Origin of the sequence: Rhizobium sp. J15, assembly GCF_002531825.1 — a bacterium.
Lineage (GTDB): Bacteria > Pseudomonadota > Alphaproteobacteria > Rhizobiales > Rhizobiaceae > Rhizobium.
The window spans coordinates 1-24,951 of the sequence record NZ_NWSX01000041.1 but is presented as its reverse complement, the minus strand read 5'-3'; the positions used below and the strand labels follow the sequence as shown (position 1 = coordinate 24,951).

Sequence of the window (24,951 nt, the reverse complement as noted above, 5' to 3'; positions counted from 1 at the left end):
GAGCGTGATGTCCTCCGAAAACCGCTCACAGTTTTCGGCCTCATGCTCTGAGGAGGACGAACATGGAATTGACGCTGAAGATCGTGGATGCCGACGGGTTCGTGCTGGCGAGCGCCACCGGGCGGGACGAGACCTTTCTCGTCTATCGCCAGAACTATCGCGAGGGCGACTGCGTCGTCGTCGAGGCTTCCGAGCCCGGCCATGTCTTCCTCGCGCTCGATAGCGCGATCCATCCCGCTTTGGTCTATCTCAGGGAAAGCGCCTATTCGCTTGCCGTGCCTTTCGGCGACAAGCGCAAGTCCTATTCCCCGAACGCCTTCAAGGGCGATATCCACCGGCTTTCGGCGCGAAGCGCGCGGCCTGACGAGCGCGCCCATCGGCGCAATCTCGCTTTGAATCCCTGGGACGACCACGCCAACCGGGCGCTCTTCCCGCATGCCCGCGCCAATGTCGAGACCCGCGGCGAAGCGGTCTTTGCCGCCCGCAACGCGATCGACGGCGAAAAGGCCAACGACAACCACGGCTTCTGGCCCTATACGAGCTGGGGCATCAATCGCGATCCCAAGGCCGCGCTGACGGTGGAATTCGGCCGGGCCGTGCGGATCGACGAGATCGTCTTCTACATCAGGGCGGATTTCCCGCATGATTCCTGGTGGGAGCAGGCAAGCGTCACCTTTTCGAACGGCAGAACCTCCGCTTTTCCGCTGGTGAAATCCGGCGCGGCGCAGCGCTTTCCGATAGAGCCCTGCACCGTCGAATGGGTTGAGCTGCACGGGCTTATGAAGGCCGAGGACGGCTCGCCCTTTCCGGCGCTGACGCAGATCGAAATCTGGGGAACGGAGGCGCCGGGCGCTGCGGCCGTCGCTGTCGCAGACGAGGCCGGGCACGCCGCCCTTCCTCTTACGCTATGAACCCAAGGCCGGCCTCGGCCGCGCCGCGCTCGGCGGGCTCTCATGCAGCCGGTTCCACGCGCGGCGCAGCTGCCGGGCAGAGCCGAAGCCGGCGCGCATCGCCACGGCCTCCATATCCAGCCGTGAACCGGCGAGCATTTCGCGGGCGAGGGCCACGCGCATGCGGTTGACGAAATCCGTAACGCTCATGCCGGTCTGTTCGTTGAACAGCCGCGAGAGGTTCCGCGGGCTGGCGCCGCTGAGACGCGCCAGCGAGGCGACCGACCAGTCACGAGTGGGGTCGGCGGCGACCGCATCCTGTGCACGGTGAATGACCGGGTGGATATGGTTGCGGCCTTCGAGCCAGGGTGAAAGCTGAGGGTCCGAGCCGCCGCGCCTGAGATAGACGACGAGATATCGCGCCACTGCAAGCGCGCAGGCATGTCCTGCCGCCTCGGCGACGATATGCAGCATGAGATCTATGCCGGCGGTGATGCCGGCGCTCGTCAGGCGCTCGCCGTCCTCGACATAGAGCCGGTTGTCCCGGATGCGCGCGGTGGGCGCCAGCTTTTCCAGGTCCTCCATGCAGCCGTGATGGGTGGTGCATTCGCGGCCGTCGAGCATCCCGGCCTCGGCGGCGAGCAGGGCGCCGGAGCAGATCGAGACCAATCGAATCCCCGGACGGATGGCGCGTTTCAGCCACGCGACGATCGCGGCCTGCGCGGCCCGCTCCTCCTCGTCCCAGGGGCGGTTGTTTTCCATTGGGGCGTCGGCGCTGCCGGCGATGACGACAAGCGCCCGATCGGGCAAGTGCTCCGGCAGGGCGGCGACGCCGGTGACGGCAAGGCCGATCGAGCTGCCCACCGTTGCCGACGGGCCGATATAGGTGACGCTGAAGCGCACCGCCCGCTGTTCGAGGTTGGCCTTGCGCAGCACTTCGATCGGGCCGGCGACGTCGAGCAGCAGCACGCGCGGCGGCACGACGACGAAGACGGAGATATCGAAGGGCTGCGCGACGTCCGTCATGCGGCGAGCTGCTCAGCACGCCCCGCCAGCGCCTGTTCGACGGTGGCGATCCTGGCGAAACGGCCCGACAGGACCAGTTCCGTGCGGCCGCGAATTTCCCCGGCGCTCCAGGTGCGTCCCGCCGCGTCGGTCATCGGGAAGGTCAGCGTCGCTTCACCGACATAATCGACCTGGTAGCCGAGATCCGATGCGTGGCGGGTGGTGGTCTCGCAACATTGTTCGGTGCGGATGCCTGAGACGATGATGCGACGCACGCCATTCTCGGTCAGCCAGACATCGAGTCCGGAGCCGACGAGAGCGCTGTGACGGCTCTTCCTAAAGGTCGCGTTCGGCGTGATCCTGAGCGGGGCGAGCGTCCTGACGAAGCCCGAGCTTTCCGAAAACGGCCCGCTTCCATCGACATGGAAGATTTGAATGACGGGTATCCCGCGCGCCGCCGCGCCGTCGATCAGAACCTGCTGACGATCGATATAGGCGGATGCGAGGCTTTCATCCCAATAATCGCGCTGCCGGAAGGACTCCTGAGCGTCGATGACGAGAAGTATGGTTTCATGGCCGGACATTTCTTGCTCCGTGGATGTTGATCATGAAGCCATATTCGGTGATCCCTGCACAGAGGAAAATGCACGCGCCGGACAATTAGCGGACACTTCGCGCCAATGACGGCTGAGGACACTCTGATACTCGGAGGCGATGTCTGATGTAGCCGGCCGCTCGTGGCCAGACTGGCATTCGCATTATCAGGTGAGAGCGTGACGATCACGAAACGGCCGGCATCCGGCCGGCCGGATCGACGGATGCGCTATATTCCACAGCTACCCGGCGCCATCGCGAAGACTGTCTCGTGCCGGGATCAACACCCAACGACAAGGAAAATCCGTTATTTGACGTCGGATTTCACGAACTGCCGGAGTTCCGGCGTCTGTGGATCGGCGAAGAGCGCGGCAGACGGTCCCTGTTCCCAGATTTTTCCCTTGTGCATGAAGATCGTCTGCGTAGCGACGCGCCGGGCAAAACCCATTTCATGCGTCACGAGGATCATGGTCATGCCGTCGCGGGCGAGCTGCTCCATCACCGAGAGCACTTCTTCGGTGAGCTCTGGATCGAGTGCTGATGTCACCTCGTCGAAGAGCATGACCTTGGGCCGCATCGCGAGCGAGCGGGCGATGGCGACGCGCTGCTGCTGGCCGCCGGAAAGCTGGTCCGGGTAGGAATCGAACTTTTCGGACAAGCCGACGAGCTTCAGTACCTCATGGGCAACCTCCCGGGCCTTCGTCTTCGCCACGTCCTTGACGATCCGCGGCGCCAGCATGATGTTCTCGCCAACCGTCAAATGCGGAAAGAGATTGTAGCTCTGGAAGACGATGCCGACATCGGTGCGGAGCTTGCGAAGCGCCTTTGCATCTTCCCCGAGCGTATGGCCGGCAATTTCGATGCGGCCGGAATTGATCTTTTCCAGGCCGTTCATGCAGCGCAGCAGCGTGCTTTTGCCCGAGCCCGATCGACCGATCAGCGCAAAGACTTCCCCGCGACCGACACTTAGAGATACGCCCTTGAGGACTTCGAGAGCACCAAAGCTCTTGTGGACGTTTTCAACGACTACTTCCGGCATGAAGCCTCCTTTCCAGCAAGCGCGAGAGCTGGGACAATGGGTAACAGACGACGAAATAAAGCCCGGCGACCACGAGGAAGACGCGGAATGGCTGGAACGTCGCGTTGTTGATAAGCTGCCCGGCCCGGGCAAGCTCGACGAAGCCGATGATCGAGGCGATCGAGGTATTCTTCACCACCTGGACGGCAAAACCGACCGTCGGCGGCAAGGAGATGCGCATCGCCTGCGGCAGGATCACATAGCGGTATTGCTGCAATCTGGTCATGGCGAGGGATTCCGACGCCTCCCATTGCTGCTTCGGCACCGCCTGGATGCAGCCCCGCCAGATTTCCGCAAGATAGCCGGAGGCGTAGATCGTCATGGACGCTCCCGCCGCGAAGAGGGGCGGCAGTTCCAGGCCAGCGAGGCTGAGACCGTAATAAGAGAGGAACAGGATCATCAGCACCGGAATGCCCTGGATGATCTGGATATAGGCGGCTGCCGCTACTCGCACGGGTTTCGGCTGTGCCGTACGGGCCAGCGCCACGGCAAAGCCCAGCAGGCCGCCGCCGATCAGTGCGATCACCGTCAGCAGGAGCGTCCATTGCAGCGATAGAAGAAGAAAGCCGAACTGATCGGCACCAAAGGTCGTGAGGGTCATGCCTGCACCTCCGGGAGCGCCGTCATTGCTCGCCGCGCGACACGGCGGCCGAAAAGCCACATGCCGATCAGGGCAAGAGCGGCGCGCAGTGTCAGCGCCAAGGCGAGATAGATCAGCGTGACGGCGATATAGATTTCGAAGGACCGGTAGGTCTGCGATTCGATGAAGGCAGCCGAGGCGGCGAGTTCCTGGGTCGAGATGGCCGAGCAGATGCTGGAGGCCAGCATCATCAGCACGAATTGGCTGCACAGCGCCGGATAGACCTTGGCGATCGCCGGTACGATGATGACATGGCGATAGATCTGGAAGCGCGTAAGCCCCAAGGCCTCCCCGGCCTCGATCTGCGATTTGTGGATTGCCTCGATGCCGGCCCGAATGATCTCCGTCGAATAGGCGGCAAGGTTGATTGTCATGCCGATCAGCGCGGCCGTATCGGCGCCGACGCGCAGGCCGAGGCCCGGCAGGCCGAAATAGACGATGAACAGCTGGACCAGAAAGGGTGTGTTGCGGATGATCTCGACATAGGCATCGACGAGAAGGCGGACCACACCGCCCCAGATGGAGCGTACCGAGGCAAGCACGATGCCGGCAGCGCAGCCGAGAACGATCGACAGCACCGACAGTTTGACCGTCAGCCAGATACCGCTGAAGATCTGCTCCTGGTATTGGGCCAGCACGCCGAACTGAAATGTGTAGGACATGAGGACTCCGTGGTTAGGGGAAATCCGCCGGAGCATTCGCCGGCGGATCCTCGAGAACTGCGGTCAGAACGTCGGCAGCGTCGGCATCGGCCGGCCGGTCCACTTGGTCGCAATCTTGTCGAGATCGCCGGAAATCTTCATCAGGTAGATAGCGGTGTTGAGCCATTGGCGCAGTTCGAAATCTTCCAGCTTGGTGGCCATCGAGTTTCCCTGCTGGAAGAATGTGAAGCCGACCTGCAGGCCGGCATCCGGGCGCTGCTTGATGATCGCATCGCCAACCGTCGAGGGCAGCGCGACGGCATCGACCTGGCCGGCGATCAGCGCCTGGGCGCTTGTGGAATCATCTTCGTAAACGACGATTTCCAGCCCCGGAATTGCAGCCTTGCGGAGCGCTGTTTCCTGCGACGAACCCCGGTTGGCGGCGACGCGCTTGCCTTCGAGATCGGCAAGCTTGGCAAATTTCTGGTCGGGACCGGAGATAATGTCCATGTTGAAGGCGCTGTAGGGCTGCGTGAACATGACCGTCTTGGCGCGCTCTCCGGTCGGCGCCAGGGTGGCGACGAGGAAATCGACCTTGCCGGTCTGCAAGGCAGGAATGCGGGCCGGCGGCGTTAACGGCACAAGCTCGACCGGCAGCGATAGATAGCCCCCGATCAGGTTCGCGACGTCGACATCGTAGCCGGTGGGATTGCCCTTTTCATCGACCATTCCCATGGGCGGCGCCCCGGTCAGCACGCCGATACGGACGGTGCCGCGCGAGATGATGTCGTTCAGCGTGACGGCATGCGCCTCGACGGCGGACGCCAGGCCGGCCGCGGCGATCCCGATCGCGGCGAGTGCGGTTCGGATGCTATTTGAAAACTTCATTGATCTTCCTCCTCTGGATGATTTCAAACGGTCACGCTTTCGCTGGCTTCCGCGTCGAAGCCTTGCGAACCCCGTGTGCCGGACCTCCCATCGCCAGCATAAGAGCCTTCCGTCGCACCAACTGAACGGCTTTCGGAAGGGCTTGAGATTGTATGCTGCCAGCTTTAAGGTTATCGCTAACCTTGGATAAAGTTATCGATAACATTTTACGGCGTCAAGCGAATTCATAAGCATCGAAGAGCAGGAGAAAATCGTGGATTCAGAACGCCCCAAGACCGTCACCCTGGCTGAAGTGGCCGGCAAGGCGGGGGTAAGCAAAATGACTGTCTCGAAGGTGTTGCGGGAAGTTGGCAACATTTCGCAGGAAACACGGCAGAGGGTGAGGCAGGCGGCGCACGAGCTTGGATACCTGCCCAACAGCCTCGCCGGTACATTGAGCTCGCGCAGAAGCCGGATCGTGGCGGTCATCATCCCTTCGATCAGCGACATCGTCTATGCGGAAGTCCTCAGCGGAGTTAACGCCATACTGAGGCCGAAGGGATTCCAGACATTCATCGGCGAGTCGCAATTTGATCCGTCCGTCGAAGTGGACCTGATCCGGGCAATGCTGTCGTTCCAGCCGGCCGGGCTCTTGCTGAATGGCGGCATGGCGAGGAGTGCTGATGCGCAAGCGCTTCTGGCGCGGCGGAATTGTCCGGCGATCCAGCTTTGGGACTGCGACAGGCACGCGCTGGATTTCAGCGCCGGCCCATCGCATGAGGAGGCGGGGCGCCTGGTTGCCAACCATTTCCTCGATCGCGGCCTGAAGCGCATTGCCTATGTGGGCGCCGAACTCGATAAGGACCTCAGCGCTCGCCGGCGTCATCTCGCGCTGAAATCATCGCTGGCCGCCGCCGGCATCGATCTCGTCAGCATGACCTGCGAAGACAGGCCGCGGCAAGCAGTGACCGGCCGCTTCCTGACGGAGCAGCTCATGCGGATGCATCCTGAAATCGATGGCATCCATTTCCTCAACGACGCCATGGCGCTGGGTGGGCTTTCCTATCTGCACCAAGCCGGACTTCCGGTGCCCGAGCGGATTTCCGTGGTCGGCTTCAATGGCACATCGCTGGCCAACGCGGTCCGAACGCGACTCACCACGATCGATGTGCCGCGCACGGAAATCGGAGAGAAGGCCGCACAGGCGCTATTGCAGATGATGGAGGCGGAGCCAGTGCCGGATTTTTGGCAAGCCCGGCTGGAACTGGTACAGGGCAATACGACCCTTGCCATATAGGTACTCCTTGCCGTTCGGCGGCTTGGATGTGAGCCTCTTCCGATCAGCGTGAATGTGGGCGCTCGTCAGCGGTGGGCAAAGGGTCGCTTCCGCTAGTCCGTCCGGCCGTGCTAAGGGGATCGGATGCGACTGCTTGTGGTGGAGGACAACAAGGATCTGGCGGCCTGGCTGGGCAAGGCCCTGCGGCAGGCGCAATATACGATCGACATCGCCTATGACGGCGAAGACGCCGAGCATCTGCTCAAGGTGGCGGAATATTCGGCGATGATCCTCGACCTTTCGCTGCCGAAGCTTGACGGATTGACGCTCCTGAAGCGGCTGAGACGATCGGGCAACAAGCTCCCGATCATCATCCTGACCGCCAATGCGAGCCTGGACGGCCGCGTGGCGGGGCTCGACAGCGGCGCCGACGATTATCTCGCCAAACCCTTCGAAATCGCCGAGCTCGAAGCGAGGATCCGCGCGGTGGTGCGACGCGGGCAGGACCGGGCGTCGTCGGAGATCACCGTCGGGAACCTGCGTTTTTCCGGCGGCACGCGGCAGTTCTTCGTCGAGGGCGAGCCGCTGCAATTGACGCCGCGCGAATATGCCGTTCTCGAACAGCTGGTCATGAAGGTGGGCAACACGGTCTCGAAGGCCGCCCTTTCGGAAAGCGTCTTCGGTTTCGACGACGAGGCGGATCCGAGCGCCATCGAAATCTATGTCCACAGGCTTCGAAAGAAGCTCGAGGCCAGCTCCGTGCAGATCGCGACATTGCGCGGCCTCGGCTATCTCCTCAGACATGTTCAGTAGCGCCCTCAGCAAGATCGGCGCTGCCGTCGGCCGGCTCAGCCAGAGCCTCAGGGTGCAGTTGCTTTCCCTGGTGCTGCTGACGCTGTTCGGCGCGATCGGCTTCAATCTCTACGACAGCTTCTGGTCCGCCGATGCGACGGCGAAACTGGTGACGGACCGCACGCTCCTGGCCTCGGCCCGCGTCATTGCCGAGGCGGTGCGCGTCGATGAGGGCGGCAATGTCCAGGTCGATGTCCCGCCCGCCGCACTCGAGATGTTCGATACGGGGTTCGGCGACCGCGTTTTCTACCAAGTCATCACCGTGTGGGGCAATCTGGTGAGCGGCTTTCCCGACCTGCCGCTGCCGTCAGCCCAGCGTGTCGGCGAGGATCGAGCCTTTCACGGTGCGGATGTGCGCGTCCTGACGCTCGACCATCCCGTCGTCGGGCTTCCCGATGGCGGCACGATCTCCGTGACCGTCGCGGTGACGCATAACAGCCAATATGCGATGCGAAGGCAGCTGTGGCTTTCGGATTTTGCAAAGCAGTTCGTGCTGGTCTTCCTTGCAAGCCTGGTGACCATTCTCGGGCTGCAGCGCGGCCTTGCGCCGGCTCTGAGGCTGCGGGACGCCGTGCGGGAGCGTGGCCGCAACCGTCTCGATCCGCTGCCGCCGGAGATGGTGCAGAGCGAGTTGCGCCCGCTCGTCCACGCGCTGAACGACCATATGGAGCGCGTGCAGAGCCAGATGGCCGCGCAGCGGCGGTTCGTATCGAATGCGGCGCATCAGCTCAGAACGCCGCTCGCGCTGATTTCGACGCAGGCGAGCGTGGCTGCCCGCGAAGGCGATGCGGCGCGCCGCGACGAGGCGCTTGCCGCGCTTCGCACCAGCACCAGGCAGATTTCGCGCCTCGCCGGCCAGCTCCTGACCCTGTCGCGGGCCGAGCCCGGCAGCCGGCGCCCGCGCAGCGACGTGACCGATCTCAGCAAGGCCGCCCGCGAAATATTGGAAGCGCATGCCGAAGAGGCGCTGAAGCGCAATATCGATGTCGGCCTGGAAGCGGACGGCCCCGTCATCGTCGAGGGCGACGGCACGATGCTGCGCGAAATGCTGGTCAACCTCATCGACAACGCGATCCGCTATAGCGGTGCCGATGGGCGGGTGACCGTCTCGGTCGGACACGTCGACGGAAGCGCAGTCGTGACCGTGGAGGACAGTGGTCCGGGCATTCCCGAAGCCGAGCGCGAACAGGTCTTCGAGCGCTTCTACCGGATCATGGGGACCGAAAGCGAAGGAAGCGGCCTCGGTCTTGCGATCGTCCGCGAGGTCGTCGAAGGAGCTGGAGGTTCGGTATCGCTCAGCGACGCGGAGGGCGGCGGACTCATCGTGACGGTGCGGCTGCCGCTTGCTTGAATCGGGCGCTCGGCCCCAGTTTGATGAGGGGCAGTTGTCAGCCTTAACCGGCCGAGCATGACGAAAGGGGGGTGGCCTGAATTTGCCATCAAACGAAAAGGCCGGGCTTCACACCCGGCCTTCCCTTGATCTGCCTTGGGAGGAAGCAGATCCGATTATTGCGTATCGAGGTGCTGCTGCGGCCGCCACTTCGCCAGGCGGTTCTCGATCAGCGTCATGATGTATTCGGCAACGAGTGTGACGACCATGACGAGCAGGATTGCCGCGAACATGCCGGCTGCGTCGAACGTGCCCTTGGCGATCGAGATGAGCTGGCCGATGCCGAAGCGGGCGCCGACGAATTCGCCGACGATGGCGCCGATGATCGCAAAGCCGAAGGAGACGTGCAGGCTCGCGAAGATCCAGCTCATCGCCGAGGGAATGACCACCGTGCGGGTCACCTGCCAGTCCGAGGCGCCGAGGATGCGGGCATTGGCGATCATGTTGCGGTCGGCCTCGCGCACGCCCTGGAAGGCGTTGGCAAAGACGACGAAGAACACCATGATGAAGGCGAGCGCGACCTTGGACGGCAGGCCGAGGCCCATGATCATGATGAAGATCGGGGCGAGGACGACGCGCGGGATCGAGTTGATCGCCTTGATGTAGACGGAAAAGATATCCGACAGGAAGCGGTTGCGGCCGAGGCCGATGCCGACGAAGACGCCGGTGATCGAGCCGGCGAAGAAGCCGATCAGCGCCTCCTCCATCGTCACCCAGAGATTGTACCAGAGCGATCCTTCGGTGGTGCCCTCCGTCGCCCATTCGTAAAGGCGCTCGAGAACGCCGCTCGGGCTCGAATAGAAGAACGGGTCGATCCACTGCATGTTGGAAGCGAGCTCCCACATGCCGATCACGAAGACCAGGATGGCGATCTGCCAGAACCGCACCAGCGCGTTGCGCCGGCGCATCGCCTTCAGTGCGGAGGCTTCGATTTCGGCATCCGATGTGCCCGGGCGAAAGAGAGCGGCCGAACCGGCCTCGAGCGTGATGTGTGCCATGATTTCCTCCCGTCAGGCCGCTTCGCTTGCGCGGCGGTAGCTGGTCTCGACCTCTTCGCGCAGGTCTTCCCAGATCGTCTTGCAGTAATCGATGAAGCTCTGCTCGTAACGGATCTCCGACACGACGCGTGGGCGGGGAAGGTCGATCGTGTAGACCGACTTGACCGTGGCCGGGCCGGCGGTCAGCACATAGACCTTGTCGGCAAGCGCCACCGCCTCTTCGAGGTCGTGGGTGACGAACACCACCGAAGCCTTGCGCTCTGCCCAGAGCTTGAGAAGCTCCTCGTGCATGACGGTGCGGGTCTGCACGTCGAGCGCCGAGAACGGCTCGTCCATCAGCAGGATTTCAGGCTCATTGATGAAAGTCTGGGCCAGCGAGACGCGCTTGCGCATGCCGCCGGAGAGCTGATGGGGGTAGTGGTGCAGAAACTTCGACAGGCCGACGCGCGCCAGCCAGTCGCGGGCGCTCTTTTCCGCCTCGGCGCGCGGCTTGCCGCGGAACAGCGGCCCGGCCATGACGTTGTCGATGACGTTCTTCCAGGGAAAGAGCGCGTCGGTCTGGAACGCGAAGCCGACGCGCGGGTCGATGCCGGTGATCGACCCGCCCATCAGGCGGACTTCGCCGGCGGAGGGGCGCGCGAGCCCCGTCACGAGATTGAGTGTCGTCGACTTGCCGCATCCGGTGGGGCCGACGACGGCGACGAACTCGCCGCGGGCGACCGTCATGTTGAAATCCCGCAGCGCAGTGAGCGACTTGCCGGTCGGCGAGACGAAGCGGCGGCTGACATTGATCAGCTCGATCGCCGGGACCTGTTTGTTGTCCTGTTGCATGGTGATACCTGAGGCGTGCTTGAGGGCGCGCACGCAATGCCCATGATCGAACGGAGGCCGCTCCCGCTTGGGAGCCGGGAGCGGCGCGGCTGACTTACTGGACGTTCTTGACGAATTCCGTCGTGTAGGTCTTGGAAAGGTCGATCTGCTTGCCCTTGACGTTCTTGGAGAACTCCGAGAGCACGGCAAGCACGGTCTTCGGACCGTCTTCCGGCATGACGCCATCGGGCGTGAACATGCCCTTGCCCTCTTCGAGAGCCTTGATGTAGCCGTCCTTGTCGCCGACGTAGAAATCCTTCGGCATCTTGTCGGCGATTTCGGCGGCCGAATGCGTGTCGATGTATTTCAGCGTCTTGACGAAGGCGTTGGCGAGCTTCTGCGCCTCTTCCTTGTGTTCATCGACCCAGGACGTTTCCATGTAGAGCGATGCGGCCGGATAGGTGCCGCCGAGCGCCTGACGGGTCGCTTCGACCGTGCGCATGTCGACGAGAACGCTCGCTTCTCCTGTCTTGATCATGCGCGAGATCGTCGGCTCCGTCGTCATGCCGGCCTGGATCTGATCCTGCTGCATGGCGGCGATGAAGGTGCCGCCGGCGCCGACGGGAATGGTGACGACATCGCCGGGCTTCAGGCCGGCCTTGGAGGCCATGTAAAGGGTCAGGAAATTGGTCGAGGAGCCGAGACCGGTGACGCCGAGGCTCTTGCCCTTGAAGTCGGCTGGCGACTTGATCTCCGGATGCTTGCTCGACACCATCTCGACCTCGCCCGGCGCCTGGCTGAACTGGACGATGGATTCGACGAACTTGCCCTTGGCCTGCAGGTCCACACAGTGGTCGTAGAAGCCGACGACGCCCTGGACAGCGCCAGCCAGCAGCTGGTTTTCGGCATCGACGCCGGCGGCTTCGTTCAGAAGCTCGACATCGAGACCCTCGTCCTTGAAGTAGCCGAGGGATTCGGCGAGCTTGGCGGGCAGATAGATCTGCTTTTCATAGCCGCCGACCATGATGGTGATCTTGTCGGCTGCATGGGCGGCTGTCGTAGCAAAGGATGCTGCGGTCAACAGGACGGAAAAAGCGACGGTGTGAAAAAGGCTGCGTGAAGAACGCATGGAAAACTCCTCCTAGTGGTTTACCCGCATCGTCGTCTCGCCACCTTTGACCCGTGTCTCCTCCACGATGCTGCCCTTTCCTATGACGTCGAAGCTTTCAACTAGCTTTCAGCCGCAGACGGGTAAACCGTCCGTCCATGCCGCATACGGACAGGGCGCGCAGCAGCCCTACAATAGACGTGATGACGCAATCGGCCAGCAGATTTGCTTGCTGCGGCCGGATGGGCTTGCGGCGCTTCCCGCCGGCCTCAGCCTGTAAAGCTGCGCAGATCCTTCAGCAGGTTGCGATATCGCGCCTGGCTGCCGACCAGATGCTCGCGCATGGCGTTGCGCGCCGCCTGATCGTCCCTGTCGGAGATCGCGACGATGATCGCTTCATGTTCGCGATGGATCAGCTTGCGGTAGGCGGTCTGCTCGGCGGTTCTGGTTTCCGGGACGAGCCGCGACTGCGGGATGATCGCCGAGCCCTGGGATTCCAGGAAGTGCTTGAACAACGGATTGTTCGTCGCCTCGGCGATGGCGACATGGAGTTCCAGGTCCGCCTCGCGGATGGATTGGTCCGTCTCGATGCAATGGAGGATTTTCCGGTGGCATTCGAAGATCGCCTCCTCCTGCGCCGGCGAACGGCGGAGCGCGGCAAGTCCGGCTGCCTCGATTTCGACGGGCGTGCGGATTTCGAGCACTTCCAGATCGGAGGCGACGCGGGCCTTGTCGACTTTCCGGCCCGACAGCGCCGGGTCGGGGCTGATCACGAAGATGCCCGCGCCCTGGCGCACCTCGACCAGCCCGTCGGAGCGAAGGGCTGCCACCGCCTCACGCACCACGGTCCGGCTGACGCTGTGGGTTTCGGTCAGTTCATGCTCGCTCGGAAGCTTGTCGCCGGCGGCGTACTGGCCGCTGAGGATCGCTTGGCGAAGGCTTTCGCCGACCTGTGAAACCAGCGACCCCGAACCCCTGCTGCGATCCTTCCCCTGAATAGCCACGCCTCGACCCCCGCATCGGCTTCGATCCGGATGCCGAACCTGCGACATTCCGAAATTACGATTCATCACACATGTATGACAAATCTTGCGCGCTTTCAATGGATGCGCGGTTGCGGCGCTTGCCGATTTTGGCGGTAGGGCGGCGCCGTCATATATGAATGTAAGTTATTCGCTATGATTGCGATGGTCGATAAGAGAGCTTCGATGGAAACCAGAATCCCGACTGAACATGTTCCGCTGTCGCTTGCTCAGGAGAAGCGTCGGAGTTTGACCCTTGAGGCACTGGTTGATGTGGACGAGGGCAGGACTGTCGATCACGGGTTGATGCGAGCATGGGCTGATAGCCTCGATGATGATCGGCCTCTTCCCTTGCCTCGTGAGGAAGTTTAGGCAAGCGCCTTTACAGCCGCCTGGTCGACTCCCCCCGCACGAATCTCGGCGTCAGAATGAAATCCCGCGGCGGCTCGGCGGCGGCTTCGGGGCCTGAGATTCTTGCCAGTAGCCGCTGCGCCGCCAGTTCGCCGAGCTTCTGCGCATCCTGCACCACCATGGTGATGCGCGGCGTGATGACGTTGCTCCAGGGCACGTCGTCGACCATCGCCAGCGACACGTCCTCAGGGCAGCGGAAACCCATCTCCTGCATCACCTGCAGCGTCGCGAGCCCCATCATGTTGTTGGCGCCGATGATGGCGGTCGGCCGGTCGCGGCGGGTGAGCAGCCGCATCGCCTGCGTATGGCCGCCCGTCCTGGTATAGCCGCCTTCGGTGACCAGCGAAGGATCGACATCGACGCCGGCGGCCGCCATCGTATCCATGAAGCCCTTCAGGCGTTCGTCGGCGGTGTGCAGGCCGCTCGGGCCGGAGATGAAGGCGATGCGCCGGTGGCCGAGTTGCAGCAGGTGCTCGGTCAGGATGGTCGTCGTCAGCGGATTGTCGGAGCCGACGAAATCGCGCTCGGCACCCTCAACCTTCTGGTCGAACATCACGATCGGCGTCTTGAAGTCGCGCAGGAACGCCGCGTATTCCTCGCCGTGGCCGTTGGTCGCCAGCGCGATGCCGGCGATCTTCTGGGCTTCCATCCGCTCCAGCAGCGCCCGTTCGAGATCGGCCCTGCCGGAAGAGTCGGCGATCAGGACGAAATAGCCGTGGTCGAGCGCATGGTGCTCGATCTCGCGGCGGATGTCGCCGAAGAACATGTTGCCGAGATTGGCGGACACGAAACCGATGAGCGAGCTGCGCCCGCGCGCCAGCGTCTGGGCCACCGGATCGATGCGGTAGCCGGTCGATTTGATCGCTTGCTGGATGCGGTCCAGCGTCTCGGCGCCGACCCGCTTCGGGCTGTTGAGCGCGAGCGAGACGGTCGAGATCGAAACTCCCGCCAGGCGCGCGACATCTCGTATGGTCGTCATGTCTATCGAACCGGTTCTAAAGCTTTCCTTTTGTCAGATTTCTTCCGTCTGCGCAACTTATCCTCCATGATTAGCCAGAATGTGTGCCAATACAATGGGTTTCACGATTTCCGAATTTCAGCTTGACAGGCACGGTATCAAGCAAGATGATCAGCCACCGAACCGGTTCGATATGATGTCGAGCCGGAAAACAGGGAGGAGAAACCTGTGACGAGTTCGGAAAGCCAGCCGGAAAATCCTGTATCGGGAGGGGCGGGCAAGCACGCCTGGTTCAGCCATGATCGCCTTGGCATGTTCATCCATTGGGGCCTTTATGCGCTCGGGGCGCGGCATGAGTGGTTGAAGAACCGCGAAGAGCTGAACGACGACCATTACCAGCGCTATTTCGAGAATTTCGATCCCGATCTCTACGATCCCAAGGCGTGGGCGCGCCGTGCCCGGCTCGCCGGCATGAAATATGTCGTGGTGACGACCAAGCATCATGAAGGCTTCTGCCTGTGGGACAGCAAGGTCACCGATTACAAGGCGCCGAACACGCCCTGCGGCAAGGATCTGCTGACGCCGCTGGTCGAGGCTTTCCGCGCCGAGGGGCTGAAGATTGGCTTCTACTATTCGCTGCTCGACTGGCACCATCCCGACTTTCCGATCGACGTCCATCACCCCCTGCGCAACCATCCCGACGCCGAGGCGCTGAATTCAGGGCGCAACATCGCCAATTACGCCGCCTATATGCGCGACCAGGTGCGCGAGCTTCTGACCGGCTTCGGCCGCATCGACATCATCTGGTTCGATTTCAGCTATCCCGGGCGCGAATATCGCGGCCTGCCCGGCAAGGGACGCGCCGACTGGGAGAGCGAGCGGCTGCTCGAACTGGTTCGTGACCTGCAGCCCGAAATCATCGTCAACAACCGCCTCGACCTGCCGCCGGGCAAGCTGCCCGACGTGACGACGCCAGAGCAGTATACGCCGCGCGTGGCGCCCGCCATCGCCAGCCAGGGCGTGCTCTGGGAAGCCTGCCACACCTTCAGCGGCTCCTGGGGTTATCACCGCGACGAGGACAGCTGGAAGAGCCCGGAGCAGATCATCCAGCTGCTGATCGATTCCGTGGCGCTCGGCGGCAACCTCCTGATGAATGTCGGCCCGACCGGCCGCGGCACCTTCGACGCCCGCGCCATCGCCGCGCTCGAGGTCTACCAGAACTGGATGGAGGTCAATGGTCGCTCGATCTACGGCGCCGGTCCCTCCAAATTTCCGGTGCCGGCCGGCTGCCGCTACACCCAGCGCGGCAACCGCCTCTATCTGCATGTCTATAACTGGCCCTACCGCCACATTCATATCGAGGGCCTCGCCGACAGGATCGCCTATGCGCAGTTCCTGCAAGATGCCAGCGAAGTGCGCTGGCTCAGCCAGACGAAGGAAGTCGATTCCAATATCGGCGTGATGGTGCCGGAGGGCATGATCACGCTCGAACTGCCGGTCCGGCGACCCGACGTTACCGTCCCGGTGATCGAGATCGTCCTCAAGGCGTGAACTCGGTCGCACTCGCGTGTTCATTGCGTCATGGAGGGAGGAGAAACCCATGAAGGTTCTGAAGAAAACGCTTTTGCTTGCCGCAATCGGCGGCAGCCTCTTTGCCACAACGGCATCGGCCGAGCAGATCAACCTGACCTGGCAGATGTGGACCGGTTCCGATGCCGACACCAAGGGCTGGCAGCACCTGGCCGACATGGTCACCGCCAAATATCCCGACATCAAGGTGACGCTGACGACAACCGGCTGGGTCGATTATTGGACCCGCCTGCCGGTGCTGGCGGCGTCGGGCCAGCTCGCCGACATCGTTTCCATGCAGTCGCTGCGCATGCCGAATTTCTATTCGCTGCTCGAGCCGCTGAACGACCGGATCGCCGCCGACAAGTTCGATGTCGGCGCTTTTACGCCCTCGATCATCGGCGGCATGTCGGTCGACAAGCGGCTCTACGGCCTGCCCTATGACGTCGGCCCGTGGGTTATCTACTATAACCAGGATGCGCTGGAAGCCGCCGGCGTTCCGCTGCCGAAGCCGGGCTGGACGCTTGCGGAGTTTACCGACGCTGCCAAGAAGTTGACCAAGGACGGCAAATACGGCTTCGGCATCACGCCGCAGAACTATTCGGTGCTCGCTTCGGCCTGGGGCGACAAATATGTCAATGATTCAGGAGAGCTCGACCTTACCAATCAGAGCGCCGTCGCCGCCGCCGACCGGGTGATCGGCTTTGCCGCCAAGGATAAGATCGCGCCGCTGGTGCCGTCGAGCGCCGATGCCGGCACGGTCATCCAGGGCCGGTTCAATTCGGGCAATGTCGCCATGTATGTCGATGGTCCCTGGTCGATCATCGGTATGAAGGACAAGGCGAAGTTCAAGATCGGCCTCACCACCCTGCCGCGTGAGGACGACAAGGACCTTGCCGCAGTCACGGCGGGCTCCGGTTTCGGCATCGCCACGACGAGCAAGAACAAGGATGCGGCCTGGAAGGCGATCCAGGTGCTGACCAGCCCTGAGGCGCTGCAATATCTCGCCGAACAGGGCCGCGCGCTTCCGGCCCGCACGGCCTCGCAATCCTCCTGGTACAAGGTGGCGGCCAAGGACATCACCAATGGCGGCGAGGCGCTCGACTATTCGCTGGCGCATTCGGTGCCCTATGTGATCACCAACAACTGGGCGGCGGTGGAAAACCTGTTCAACCAGTATTTCCCGCCCGCCTTCGGCGGCAGCGCCGACGCCAAGCAGACCATGGAGTCCATCCAGAGCCTCGCGCAGCAATAGGATGGCGCGGCAGGAATTGCCGCGCGTGGAGGAAGAGATGTCGGAAAGCGCCGTTGCCGAAATGAGCCTGCAGCCCGGTCAGCCCAGGCGCTTTCTGAAGCCGGAAACGCAGACGGCCATGCTGTTTCTGCTACCGAGTTTTCTCGGCTTCATGATCTTCATGGCCCTGCCGATCCTGGCGTCGCTGGCGCTCTCCTTCACCAACTGGCAGCTGCTGACGACGCCATCCTTTGTCGGATTTCAGAATTATATCAAGCTCTTCACCGTCGATCCGGCCTTCTACACCATCCTCGGCAATACGCTGTTCTTCGCCGTCGAATATCTTGCGCTGAACATCATCGTGTCGCTGACGCTCGCCGTCTGGATATCGAGCCTCAAGCGCGGCAAGGCGATCTTCCGGGTGATCTTCTTCCTGCCGACCTTCACCCCGACGATCGCAGCCTCCGTGGTATGGCTGCTGATCTTCACGCCGGACGGGCTCGCCGACAGCGTCATCCGGGCGCTCGGCCTCGGCCTGCCGAATTTCCTGCTGAGTTCGAGCTGGGCCATGCAGGCGGTCGTGCTCGTCACGCTCTGGGCCAATGTCGGCTACAACGTCGTGATGTTCAATGCCGCGCTCGACCTGGTGCCGAAGCACTATCTCGAAGCGGCGATGATCGACGGGGCAGGGCCCTGGCGGCGCTTCTGGCGCATCCGCCTGCCGCTCATCTCGCCGACGGTGTTCTTCGCCACCGTCATGACGGCCATCACCTCGCTGCAGGTCTTCGACGAGATCTTCGCCATGACGCGCGGCGGCCCGGGCTCGGCGACGGCCACCCTCGGCTTTGCCATCTACCAGAAGGGCTTCACCAATTTCCAGATGGGCTATGCCTCGGCGCTCGCCTGGGTGATGTTCGTCATGATCATGGGCCTCACCATCCTGCAGTTCCACATGCAGCGCAAATGGGTGCATTATGACGACTGACGCGACCTCACGGCATCCGCATTCCCTGTCGCGGAACCGGCACCGCATCCTGCGGCGGATCGGCGCCTTCATCAGCTATGCGGGCCTTTCGCTGATCGCGCTGCTCTTCCTCTTTCCCTTCTTCTGGATGGTGTCGAACGCGGTGCGCTCCAATACCGAAGTGCTGGCCGTGCCGGTGCGCATCCTGCCCGAGGAATATCAGTGGGGCAATTTCGTTGAGGCGCTGGTTTCGCTGCCCTTCGGCACCTTCCTGATGAATTCCTTCATCGTCGCCTGCGGCGTGACGGCGATCGTACTCGTCGTCTCCTGCCTGTCCGCCTATGCTTTTGCCCGCCTGCGGTTTCCCGGCCGTGAAGGGCTGCTGCTCACCTATCTCAGCACGCTGATGATCCCGCAGGTGATGCTGGTCATCCCGCTCTTCCTCGTCGTCAGCAAGCTCGGCTGGATCAACACCTATCACGGCATGATCCTGCCGGTTGCCTTCTCGTCCTTCGGCACCTTTCTGCTGCGCCAGTTCATCCTCGGCATTCCCAAGGATCTCGACGAGGCGGCGATGATGGACGGAGCCTCGCGCCTGCGCATCCTCGTCACCGTGATCGTGCCGCTCGCCATGCCGGCCATCGGCCTCTTGTCGCTCTTCACCTTCATCGCACAGTGGAAGAGCTTCCTTTGGCCGCTGATCGCCACCAGCGGCCTCGACAAAGCCACGCTGCCGCTTGGGCTCACTCTGTTCCAGACGCAGCAGGGCACCTCCTGGAACTACATCATGGCCGGCGCGACAATCTCCATGGTGCCGGGCGTCATCCTCGCGATCGTGCTGCAAAGGGTGATCTACAAGGGCATCACCGTCGGCTCCGGTTTCGGCGGACGCTGATATTTAAAAAACAAAGACTTGATGCCGTCACTTCAAATCCGGCTCGGCCCGTTTCAAGTCCAGCCGCGTGCCGCCGCGAGATTCCGATTCCCCGCGTTACTTCTCGCTTGCGCGCGCAAAGTAAAATTTAACCATGATTTGAAATAACGCAGTTCTATCCGAATTGCGCAGGGGAATTCATGAAAACGGCCACGCTTGCATCCATCGCCTTGGCGATGTCGGTCACTGTCGCGAATGCGCAGACGATCGGCGTCTCGATGTCCGATCTCGACAAATTCAGGACCGCGCTGCTGAACGGCGTCGTCAATCACGGCCAGACGATCTCCGGCCTCAAGCTCGTCACCGAAAACGCCAAGGGCGACAACGAGCTGCAGAAGAAGCAGGTTCAGAAGCTCATTGCCGACAAGGTCGATGCGATCATCCTGGCCGTTTCCGACGGCGATCTCGGGCCGCAGATGACCAAGATGGCGGCGGATGCCGGCATTCCGCTTGTTTACATCAACAACGTTCCCTCCAACCTGCTCGATCTTCCCGAAAACCAGGTGGTGGTCGCCTCCAACGAAAAGGAATCCGGCACGCTGGAGACCAAGCAGGTCTGCGCTCTGCTCAAGGGCAAGGGCCGCGTCGTCGTACTGATGGGCGAACCCTTCCATGCGGCCGCCCGCGCACGCACGCAGGATATTTCAGACGTCATCGCCACGCCCGAGTGCAAGGGGCTCGAGATCGTCGAGCGGCAGGCGGCCTATTGGTCGCGCGATTATGCCGATGAGCAGATGCAGGAATGGCTTTCGGCCGACGTCAAGTTCGACGCCGTCATCGCCAATAATGACGAGATGGCGCTCGGCGCGATCCGCGCCATGAAGAAGGCCGGCATGCCGATGAAGGACGTCGTCGTCGCCGGCGTCGATGCGACCGACGATGCGCTGGCTGCGATGGTCGCCGGCGATCTCGACGTGACCATTCTGCAGAGCGCCGTCGGGCAGGGCGCCGCCGCCGTCGAAGCTGCCGTCAAGCTCGTCAAGAAGGAGAAGGTGCCGCGGGAAAACAACGTTCCCTTCGAGCTCGTGACCCCTGAGAACATTGCCCAATACCTGCCGAAGAGCCAGTGAGCATAAGAGGCCTGTGATGTTGCATTTCTGGAATAAATTCGGCATTCGCGCGCAGATCACCGCAGGCTTCGTGCCGCTGATCCTGCTGATGAGCCTGCTGACCGTCAGCGCGATCTCGGGCATGAACGGGCTCGCTTCGATCTTCGCCTCCTACCGCGCCACGGCCGGCCAGAGCCTCGCGATCTCGGATTACAGCGACCAGCTGCACGAGATCCAGATGTCGGCCGAAGCCTTCCGCACCACGCCGACCCAGGCCGTGGTCGACAGCTTCCGCGCCGGCGTGAAGGCCTTCGAAGCGGACGATCCGCGTTTTGCCGGCAACAAGGACCTGCAGTCGGGTCTGGCGACGATCCGCCAGGATATCGCCGCTTATGGCAAGGCTTTCGAACAGATCGTCTCCCTCCAGGCCCGCCGCGACTTGCTGATCTCCAAGGTTACCGAATTCGGCCCCTGGACCAGCATCGCGCTCAACGATGTCATGCGCAGCGCCTGGCGCCAGAACGACGTCGCCCTGCTGCACATGACGGCGGAGACGCTGGAAGCCCTGAACCGCAGCCTCTATTTCTCCGAACGCTTCGTGCACTCCGACGATTTCGCCGCCTATGACACGGCGCAGGCGGCACTCGCCGAAGCGGTGGCGCTCAACGATGCCGCCGCCAAGGCTGCGAAGAACGAATTGCAGAAGAAGCGCCTGATGGGCGCCGGCCAGCTGATGCAGAACTACACCGCCCGCCTCGGTGACATGAAGGATGTGCTGCAGACCTCCGGCAATATCCGCCAGACTGAGCTTAACGTGCTCGCGCCGAAGATCGCCGGCGAGTTCAGGGATCTTCAGGCGACGGTGACCGGCGCGCAGAAGACGCTCGACGGTTCGGTGGAAGCAACGGTTGCTTCGGCGACCAGCACGACGCTCGTCATCAGCGGCCTGCTGATCGTCATCGGTCTCGTGCTCTCCTATTTCGTCGGCCGGCTGATTTCCTCGGCGGTGCGCGGCATGGCGCAATCCATGGAGCGCCTTGCCCGCGGCGACGACGCCATCGTCATCACCGGCGTCGAGCACCGTCACGAACTCGGCGCCATGGCGCGCTCGCTGAAGGTCTTCCAGGAAACCGGACGCGCCAAGCTGATCGCCGAAGCCAATGCCGAACGCGCCCGCCTTGCCGCTGAGGAAGAACGGCTGCGCCAGGAAGCAGAGCGGCTTTCCGACGCGCAGGTGATGGAGCATGCCTTCCGCCAGATTTCGCTCGGTCTCGATGCGCTCTCGAAGGGCGATCTCTCCGTGCGCGTCGGCGAAGTCGACCATCGCTATGTCAGGATCCGCGATCACTTCAACAGCTCGGTCGCAAGCCTCGAGGAAGCGATCGGCTCCGTCATCCGCGCGGTCACGACCATCCGCTCCGGCCTTGCGGAAATCTCCACCGCCTCCAACGATCTTGCCCGCCGCACCGAGCAGCAGGCGGCTTCGCTGGAGGAAACCGTCGCGGCGCTGGGTGACGTTACCCGCGGCGTCAACGGAACGGCGGAGGGCGCCAGCCGCGCCCAGGCCGTGGTGGCGACGGCCCGCACCAATGCGGAAAAGGGCGGCGAAATCGTCTCCCGCGCCATCGCCGCGATGACGGAGATCCAGAATTCCTCGTCGAAGATCGGCAACATCATCAGCGTCATCGACGAGATCGCCTTCCAGACCAACCTCTTGGCGCTGAATGCCGGCGTCGAGGCTGCGCGCGCCGGTGAAGCCGGCAAGGGCTTTGCCGTCGTCGCCCAGGAAGTGCGTGAGCTCGCCCAGCGTTCGGCCAATGCGGCAAGGGAGATCAAGGAGCTGATCTCCACTTCCTCGATGCAGGTCAAGACAGGCGTCGAGCTGGTCGGCGAATCCGGCGTCTCGCTCGAACAGATCGTCGAGCAGGTCACCGCGATGAATGCGACCGTCGCCGAAATCGCGGTCGCCGCCCGCGAACAGGCGACCAGCCTGCGCGAAGTCTCCGCCGCCGGCGACCAGATGGACAAGGTCACGCAGCAGAACGCCGCGATGGTGGAAGAGACCACCGCCGCCGCCCAGAGCCTGACGCAGGAAACCGAAGGCCTCGCCGAACTGTTGCGCCGCTTCAAGACGGGCAGCGGCCGGGCATCGGAGCAGCGCTACTATGCCATGGCGTCTTGAAGTCTTATGAACCGTCAAGTGCTCCCGCCGAGGCCAAGCCCGGCGGGAACAGTGTTTTCAGCGAAACTCGAAGGCCTCGGTATGGATGCGGGTCCGCGATACGCCCGCCTTTCTAAGGCCGGCGATCAGCCCGTCGACCATCGGTTTCGGACCGCAGAGAAAATAGTCATAGGCAGCCAGAGGTTCCGCCAGCATCTGCTTGATGCCCTCGACGCGCGCGAAGTCGCCGTGATCGGACAACAGCGGGATGAGATCGACATTGCCGAGCTCGGCGCTCCGTGCCTTCAACTCGTCGAGGAAGATCGCTTCGGCTTCGTTGCGCGTGGCATAGATGAAGGTGATGCTGCGGGCATCGCCGGGCTTCATGGCGCGCAGCGTCGATAGAAACGGCGTCAGCCCGATGCCGCCCGCGATCCACACCTGTTTTCCGCCGGCGGATGCGCTGTCGAATCTGCCATAAGGGCCGCGGACCAGCACGGTGCCGCCGGGCTGCAGTTCGGCGCGCAGTTTTCGCGTCCAGTCGCCCAGGGCCTTGATAGTAAACCGCAGGCGATTTTCGCCAGGGGCGCTCGATATGGTGAAGGGGTGCGCTTCCTGCCAGCCCTTGCCCTGCACTTCGACGAAGGCGAATTGTCCCGGCGTGAAATCGAGAAGCCCGTTCACGGGCTTGAGAACGAGTTCGGTCGCCCGCTCCAGCGGGTTCGCAGCCTCGATGGTGAAGGAATGGCTGCGGCGCCTGTTCAGCCCGAAAAGCGAATAGAAGAGTGCCGGGAGGCCGACGGCGGCCGCGACGATCAGAAGCAGAACGGAAGGGCTCGCATGGTCGAGCAGGGCCGGCGGCGCGGCCATGAAATGGCCGATGATCAGCAGATAGACGAGTCCCATCGCCTTGTGCGCCGGTCGCCAGCGGGAATAGCTGATCCTTTTGTTGAGAGCGAGGAACAGGCCGATCACCAGCAGCACGAGCCCGAGAATGCCGAAGGGCACCGAGGGAAGAAGGGAATTGCTGGCGGGATCGGCCTCCGGCGGCAGCGCCTTCGGCACCGTGAAGAAATGCAGGAAAGCGATGAGTGCGGCGCAGACGCCGACCACCCGATGCACCTGATACATGCGGTCGAGCCCGCCGAAGAGATCCTCCAGCGGTTTGGCCCGCGTCGAGAGCAACACGGCAACCGTCATCAGCAGGAATGCCGCGCCGCCGAGCGTCGTTGCGCCAAGAAGCCGTGGGGCATAGCGATCCGGCGACAAAGCGAGATGAAGGATCGTGAAGACGGCAATCAGACCGGCGATGGCGAGGATGCCCCGTCTTTTCAACATGACTTGATGTCCATAAATTAGCTGACGGCACAGCGATCCAGCCGCCGTTCAGATCTGTACGGCGTTTCGCTGAAGCCATGTCTCTTGTTTTTCGCAGGCCCGAAGGCCTGCTCTTCCGCTAAGCCACGCAGATGCCCTGCACCGCAACCTTCTGGAAGAGGTGCGGCGAGGCGACGGCCGAGGAGGGGTAGGCCGATATCTTGGCCCGGAACTCGGGATGGGTGAAGGCGGCCCGGAAATGTTCGTTCGATTCCCAGACGGCGTAATTGAGATAGGTCGGGTTCTCGCCCAATGCGCGGTGCAGCTGGGTGGAGATGAAGCCCGGCTGCTTCTTCATGAAGGCCGCGTCGTCCTGCCAGTTTTCGAGGAATGCCGGTTCATCCGCCTTGTCGAGCGTGAACAGGTTGACGAGCACGACCGGGGAGGCATCGATGCCGATCTGGCGGTCGATCGGGAAGGCAGGGTCCATCGGACGCATGGGTGACACGGTCTACTCCAGTCTATATGGTTGCATGATGTCAATTCGACATGAATGAAACATATAATATTGACACTATGATGTCAAATAGATTGCATGGTGACAAATGGACGAGCCCGAGCGAACAGCTGCTGGATCCGCATTGACCACTCTCATTCTCGACCTTTTCCGGCTGAACAACCGGATGCTGACCTCGGGCGACAGGCTGGTTGCCGGCCTCGGGCTGACGAGTGCGCGCTGGCAGGTTTTGGGCACGGTCGGCGCGTCGCAGCGCCCGCAGCCGGTCGCTTGGCTTGCTCGCGATATGGGCGCGAACCGCCAGAACGTGCAGCGCATCGTCAACGATCTGGCGAAGGAAGGCCTTGTCGCCTTCGCGGCCAATCCGCATCACCGGCGCGCCCAGCTCGTGGTGCTGACGGAGAAGGGCCGCGAGACCTTCAACGCGGCCATGCGCCTCCAGGCCCCTTGGGCGAGCGGCTTGGCGGAAGGCCTCGAAATCACCGACATCGAGACGACCCACCGGGTCATGAAGGCGCTTCTGCAGAAGCTGGAAGGAAATGAAGGGGGCGAGGAGTTGGGCTGACAGGGGCGCACCGTCGAGACGCCTTCGGCACCGGAGCTTTTGGTGCCGGCGGAGCAAGGCTGCCCTCAATAAGGCGCCGCCACCGGCCCCATGCCGACATA

The 24,951-nt window shown here is 62.7% G+C and carries 25 protein-coding genes; 12 read left to right on the top strand and 13 right to left on the bottom strand.

Going from position 1 to position 24,951, the window contains the following annotated elements; genetic code table 11:
• The first annotated feature begins 62 nt into the window (after positions 1 to 62).
• Complete coding sequence (locus CO670_RS25690; RefSeq protein ID WP_097592844.1) at positions 63 to 911, top strand: carbohydrate-binding protein; 849 nt, start codon at positions 63 to 65, stop codon at positions 909 to 911.
• Here CO670_RS25690 and CO670_RS25685 read toward each other — a convergent pair.
• From CO670_RS25685 to CO670_RS25660, 6 genes are all read right to left on the bottom strand, one after another.
• A complete protein-coding gene (locus tag CO670_RS25685) occupies positions 906 to 1,916 on the bottom strand; it encodes a helix-turn-helix domain-containing protein (RefSeq protein ID WP_097592843.1) in 1,011 nt (336 codons plus the stop codon). The two genes, CO670_RS25690 and CO670_RS25685, sit on opposite strands and share 6 nt — an antisense overlap.
• Positions 1,913 to 2,479, bottom strand: coding sequence for an isochorismatase family protein (locus CO670_RS25680; RefSeq protein WP_097592842.1), 567 nt, complete (start codon positions 2,477 to 2,479; stop codon positions 1,913 to 1,915). The genes CO670_RS25685 and CO670_RS25680 overlap by 4 nt, the downstream gene beginning before the upstream one ends.
• Positions 2,480 to 2,796: 317 nt before the next feature.
• Entirely contained in the window at positions 2,797 to 3,528 is a 732-nt protein-coding gene (locus CO670_RS25675) for an amino acid ABC transporter ATP-binding protein (RefSeq protein WP_097592841.1), read from the bottom strand.
• A complete protein-coding gene (locus tag CO670_RS25670) occupies positions 3,509 to 4,168 on the bottom strand; it encodes an amino acid ABC transporter permease (RefSeq protein ID WP_097592868.1) in 660 nt (219 codons plus the stop codon). Before CO670_RS25670 ends, CO670_RS25675 begins: the two co-directional genes overlap by 20 nt.
• The gene (locus CO670_RS25665) at positions 4,165 to 4,869 is read right to left on the bottom strand and encodes an amino acid ABC transporter permease (protein WP_097592840.1); all 705 of its coding nucleotides are present in this window, start codon (positions 4,867 to 4,869) and stop codon (positions 4,165 to 4,167) included. The genes CO670_RS25670 and CO670_RS25665 overlap by 4 nt, the downstream gene beginning before the upstream one ends.
• A gap of 63 nt (positions 4,870 to 4,932) precedes the next feature.
• Positions 4,933 to 5,736 carry a transporter substrate-binding domain-containing protein gene (locus tag CO670_RS25660; RefSeq protein WP_097592839.1) on the bottom strand — a complete coding sequence of 268 codons (804 nt, stop codon included), beginning with the start codon at positions 5,734 to 5,736 and terminating at the stop codon, positions 4,933 to 4,935.
• Positions 5,737 to 5,989: 253 nt separating this feature from the next.
• Here CO670_RS25660 and CO670_RS25655 point away from each other — a divergent pair, with 253 nt between their 5' ends.
• The 3 genes from CO670_RS25655 to CO670_RS25645 all read left to right on the top strand — a co-directional run bounded on the left by CO670_RS25655 (position 5,990) and on the right by CO670_RS25645 (position 9,194).
• Entirely contained in the window at positions 5,990 to 7,012 is a 1,023-nt protein-coding gene (locus CO670_RS25655; RefSeq protein ID WP_245425995.1) for a LacI family DNA-binding transcriptional regulator, read from the top strand.
• 123 nt (positions 7,013 to 7,135) lie between these two features.
• Positions 7,136 to 7,804, top strand: a complete 669-nt coding sequence (locus CO670_RS25650) for a response regulator (RefSeq protein WP_097592837.1) — start codon at positions 7,136 to 7,138, stop codon at positions 7,802 to 7,804.
• On the top strand, positions 7,794 to 9,194 hold the full coding sequence (locus CO670_RS25645; RefSeq protein ID WP_097592836.1) for a sensor histidine kinase: 1,401 nt from the start codon (positions 7,794 to 7,796) through the stop codon (positions 9,192 to 9,194). The genes CO670_RS25650 and CO670_RS25645 overlap by 11 nt, the downstream gene beginning before the upstream one ends.
• A gap of 155 nt (positions 9,195 to 9,349) precedes the next feature.
• Here the strand turns inward: CO670_RS25645 and CO670_RS25640 are convergent, their stop codons facing one another.
• From CO670_RS25640 to CO670_RS25625, 4 genes are all read right to left on the bottom strand, one after another.
• Positions 9,350 to 10,231 (bottom strand): ABC transporter permease, encoded by an 882-nt coding sequence (locus CO670_RS25640; protein WP_097592835.1) that lies wholly within the window; start codon positions 10,229 to 10,231, stop codon positions 9,350 to 9,352.
• 12 nt (positions 10,232 to 10,243) lie between these two features.
• Entirely contained in the window at positions 10,244 to 11,062 is an 819-nt protein-coding gene (locus CO670_RS25635; RefSeq protein ID WP_097592834.1) for an ABC transporter ATP-binding protein, read from the bottom strand.
• 94 nt (positions 11,063 to 11,156) lie between these two features.
• A complete protein-coding gene (locus CO670_RS25630; protein ID WP_097592833.1) occupies positions 11,157 to 12,170 on the bottom strand; it encodes an ABC transporter substrate-binding protein in 1,014 nt (337 codons plus the stop codon).
• Between the two features lie 248 nt (positions 12,171 to 12,418).
• A complete protein-coding gene (locus CO670_RS25625; RefSeq protein ID WP_097592867.1) occupies positions 12,419 to 13,147 on the bottom strand; it encodes a FadR/GntR family transcriptional regulator in 729 nt (242 codons plus the stop codon).
• A gap of 210 nt (positions 13,148 to 13,357) precedes the next feature.
• On the opposite strand from CO670_RS25625, the gene CO670_RS33455 reads away from it, so the two are divergent.
• Positions 13,358 to 13,543, top strand: a complete 186-nt coding sequence (locus CO670_RS33455) for a hypothetical protein (RefSeq protein WP_097592866.1) — start codon at positions 13,358 to 13,360, stop codon at positions 13,541 to 13,543.
• 10 nt (positions 13,544 to 13,553) lie between these two features.
• On the opposite strand, the gene CO670_RS25615 is transcribed toward CO670_RS33455, so the two are convergent.
• Positions 13,554 to 14,561 carry a LacI family DNA-binding transcriptional regulator gene (locus CO670_RS25615; RefSeq protein WP_097592832.1) on the bottom strand — a complete coding sequence of 336 codons (1,008 nt, stop codon included), beginning with the start codon at positions 14,559 to 14,561 and terminating at the stop codon, positions 13,554 to 13,556.
• A gap of 207 nt (positions 14,562 to 14,768) precedes the next feature.
• Here CO670_RS25615 and CO670_RS25610 point away from each other — a divergent pair, with 207 nt between their 5' ends.
• From CO670_RS25610 to CO670_RS25585, 6 genes are all read left to right on the top strand, one after another.
• On the top strand, positions 14,769 to 16,091 hold the full coding sequence (locus tag CO670_RS25610; protein WP_097592831.1) for an alpha-L-fucosidase: 1,323 nt from the start codon (positions 14,769 to 14,771) through the stop codon (positions 16,089 to 16,091).
• A gap of 49 nt (positions 16,092 to 16,140) precedes the next feature.
• Complete coding sequence (locus CO670_RS25605; RefSeq protein WP_097592830.1) at positions 16,141 to 17,364, top strand: sugar ABC transporter substrate-binding protein; 1,224 nt, start codon at positions 16,141 to 16,143, stop codon at positions 17,362 to 17,364.
• 37 nt (positions 17,365 to 17,401) lie between these two features.
• Positions 17,402 to 18,328: a sugar ABC transporter permease gene (locus CO670_RS25600; protein ID WP_097592865.1), complete on the top strand. Its 927-nt coding sequence runs from the start codon at positions 17,402 to 17,404 to the stop codon at positions 18,326 to 18,328.
• Positions 18,318 to 19,202 carry a carbohydrate ABC transporter permease gene (locus CO670_RS25595; protein WP_097592829.1) on the top strand — a complete coding sequence of 295 codons (885 nt, stop codon included), beginning with the start codon at positions 18,318 to 18,320 and terminating at the stop codon, positions 19,200 to 19,202. Before CO670_RS25600 ends, CO670_RS25595 begins: the two co-directional genes overlap by 11 nt.
• A 179-nt stretch (positions 19,203 to 19,381) precedes the next feature.
• Positions 19,382 to 20,311: a substrate-binding domain-containing protein gene (locus CO670_RS25590; RefSeq protein WP_097592828.1), complete on the top strand. Its 930-nt coding sequence runs from the start codon at positions 19,382 to 19,384 to the stop codon at positions 20,309 to 20,311.
• 16 nt (positions 20,312 to 20,327) lie between these two features.
• On the top strand, positions 20,328 to 22,472 hold the full coding sequence (locus CO670_RS25585; RefSeq protein ID WP_097592827.1) for a methyl-accepting chemotaxis protein: 2,145 nt from the start codon (positions 20,328 to 20,330) through the stop codon (positions 22,470 to 22,472).
• A gap of 57 nt (positions 22,473 to 22,529) precedes the next feature.
• Here CO670_RS25585 and CO670_RS25580 read toward each other — a convergent pair whose 3' ends face one another.
• Together CO670_RS25580 and CO670_RS25575 are read right to left on the bottom strand one after the other, a co-directional pair.
• Complete coding sequence (locus CO670_RS25580) at positions 22,530 to 23,789, bottom strand: ferredoxin reductase family protein (RefSeq protein ID WP_097592826.1); 1,260 nt, start codon at positions 23,787 to 23,789, stop codon at positions 22,530 to 22,532.
• A gap of 118 nt (positions 23,790 to 23,907) precedes the next feature.
• Entirely contained in the window at positions 23,908 to 24,276 is a 369-nt protein-coding gene (locus CO670_RS25575) for an antibiotic biosynthesis monooxygenase family protein (RefSeq protein WP_210202695.1), read from the bottom strand.
• Positions 24,277 to 24,373: 97 nt separating this feature from the next.
• On the opposite strand from CO670_RS25575, the gene CO670_RS25570 reads away from it, so the two are divergent.
• Positions 24,374 to 24,850 carry a MarR family winged helix-turn-helix transcriptional regulator gene (locus tag CO670_RS25570; protein ID WP_097592824.1) on the top strand — a complete coding sequence of 159 codons (477 nt, stop codon included), beginning with the start codon at positions 24,374 to 24,376 and terminating at the stop codon, positions 24,848 to 24,850.
• The last annotated feature ends 101 nt before the right edge of the window (positions 24,851 to 24,951 follow it).

What these genes read in the sequence shown, in the direction of transcription:
- CO670_RS25590 (WP_097592828.1), top strand. Translation starts at nt 19,382, where the DNA reads ATGAAAACGGCCACGCTTGCATCCATCGCCTTGGCGATGTCGGTCACT.
- CO670_RS33455 (WP_097592866.1), top strand. Translation starts at nt 13,358, where the DNA reads ATGGAAACCAGAATCCCGACTGAACATGTTCCGCTGTCGCTTGCTCAG.
- CO670_RS25605 (WP_097592830.1), top strand. Translation starts at nt 16,141, where the DNA reads ATGAAGGTTCTGAAGAAAACGCTTTTGCTTGCCGCAATCGGCGGCAGC.
- CO670_RS25650 (WP_097592837.1), top strand. Translation starts at nt 7,136, where the DNA reads ATGCGACTGCTTGTGGTGGAGGACAACAAGGATCTGGCGGCCTGGCTG.
- CO670_RS25665 (WP_097592840.1), bottom strand. Translation starts at nt 4,869, where the DNA reads ATGTCCTACACATTTCAGTTCGGCGTGCTGGCCCAATACCAGGAGCAG.
- CO670_RS25630 (WP_097592833.1), bottom strand. Translation starts at nt 12,170, where the DNA reads ATGCGTTCTTCACGCAGCCTTTTTCACACCGTCGCTTTTTCCGTCCTG.
- CO670_RS25600 (WP_097592865.1), top strand. Translation starts at nt 17,402, where the DNA reads ATGTCGGAAAGCGCCGTTGCCGAAATGAGCCTGCAGCCCGGTCAGCCC.
- CO670_RS25675 (WP_097592841.1), bottom strand. Translation starts at nt 3,528, where the DNA reads ATGCCGGAAGTAGTCGTTGAAAACGTCCACAAGAGCTTTGGTGCTCTC.
- CO670_RS25585 (WP_097592827.1), top strand. Translation starts at nt 20,328, where the DNA reads ATGTTGCATTTCTGGAATAAATTCGGCATTCGCGCGCAGATCACCGCA.
- CO670_RS25660 (WP_097592839.1), bottom strand. Translation starts at nt 5,736, where the DNA reads ATGAAGTTTTCAAATAGCATCCGAACCGCACTCGCCGCGATCGGGATC.
- CO670_RS25580 (WP_097592826.1), bottom strand. Translation starts at nt 23,789, where the DNA reads ATGTTGAAAAGACGGGGCATCCTCGCCATCGCCGGTCTGATTGCCGTC.
- CO670_RS25615 (WP_097592832.1), bottom strand. Translation starts at nt 14,561, where the DNA reads ATGACGACCATACGAGATGTCGCGCGCCTGGCGGGAGTTTCGATCTCG.
- CO670_RS25670 (WP_097592868.1), bottom strand. Translation starts at nt 4,168, where the DNA reads ATGACCCTCACGACCTTTGGTGCCGATCAGTTCGGCTTTCTTCTTCTA.
- CO670_RS25640 (WP_097592835.1), bottom strand. Translation starts at nt 10,231, where the DNA reads ATGGCACACATCACGCTCGAGGCCGGTTCGGCCGCTCTCTTTCGCCCG.
- CO670_RS25570 (WP_097592824.1), top strand. Translation starts at nt 24,374, where the DNA reads ATGGACGAGCCCGAGCGAACAGCTGCTGGATCCGCATTGACCACTCTC.
- CO670_RS25635 (WP_097592834.1), bottom strand. Translation starts at nt 11,062, where the DNA reads ATGCAACAGGACAACAAACAGGTCCCGGCGATCGAGCTGATCAATGTC.
- CO670_RS25685 (WP_097592843.1), bottom strand. Translation starts at nt 1,916, where the DNA reads ATGACGGACGTCGCGCAGCCCTTCGATATCTCCGTCTTCGTCGTCGTG.
- CO670_RS25690 (WP_097592844.1), top strand. Translation starts at nt 63, where the DNA reads ATGGAATTGACGCTGAAGATCGTGGATGCCGACGGGTTCGTGCTGGCG.
- CO670_RS25595 (WP_097592829.1), top strand. Translation starts at nt 18,318, where the DNA reads ATGACGACTGACGCGACCTCACGGCATCCGCATTCCCTGTCGCGGAAC.
- CO670_RS25645 (WP_097592836.1), top strand. Translation starts at nt 7,794, where the DNA reads ATGTTCAGTAGCGCCCTCAGCAAGATCGGCGCTGCCGTCGGCCGGCTC.
- CO670_RS25680 (WP_097592842.1), bottom strand. Translation starts at nt 2,479, where the DNA reads ATGTCCGGCCATGAAACCATACTTCTCGTCATCGACGCTCAGGAGTCC.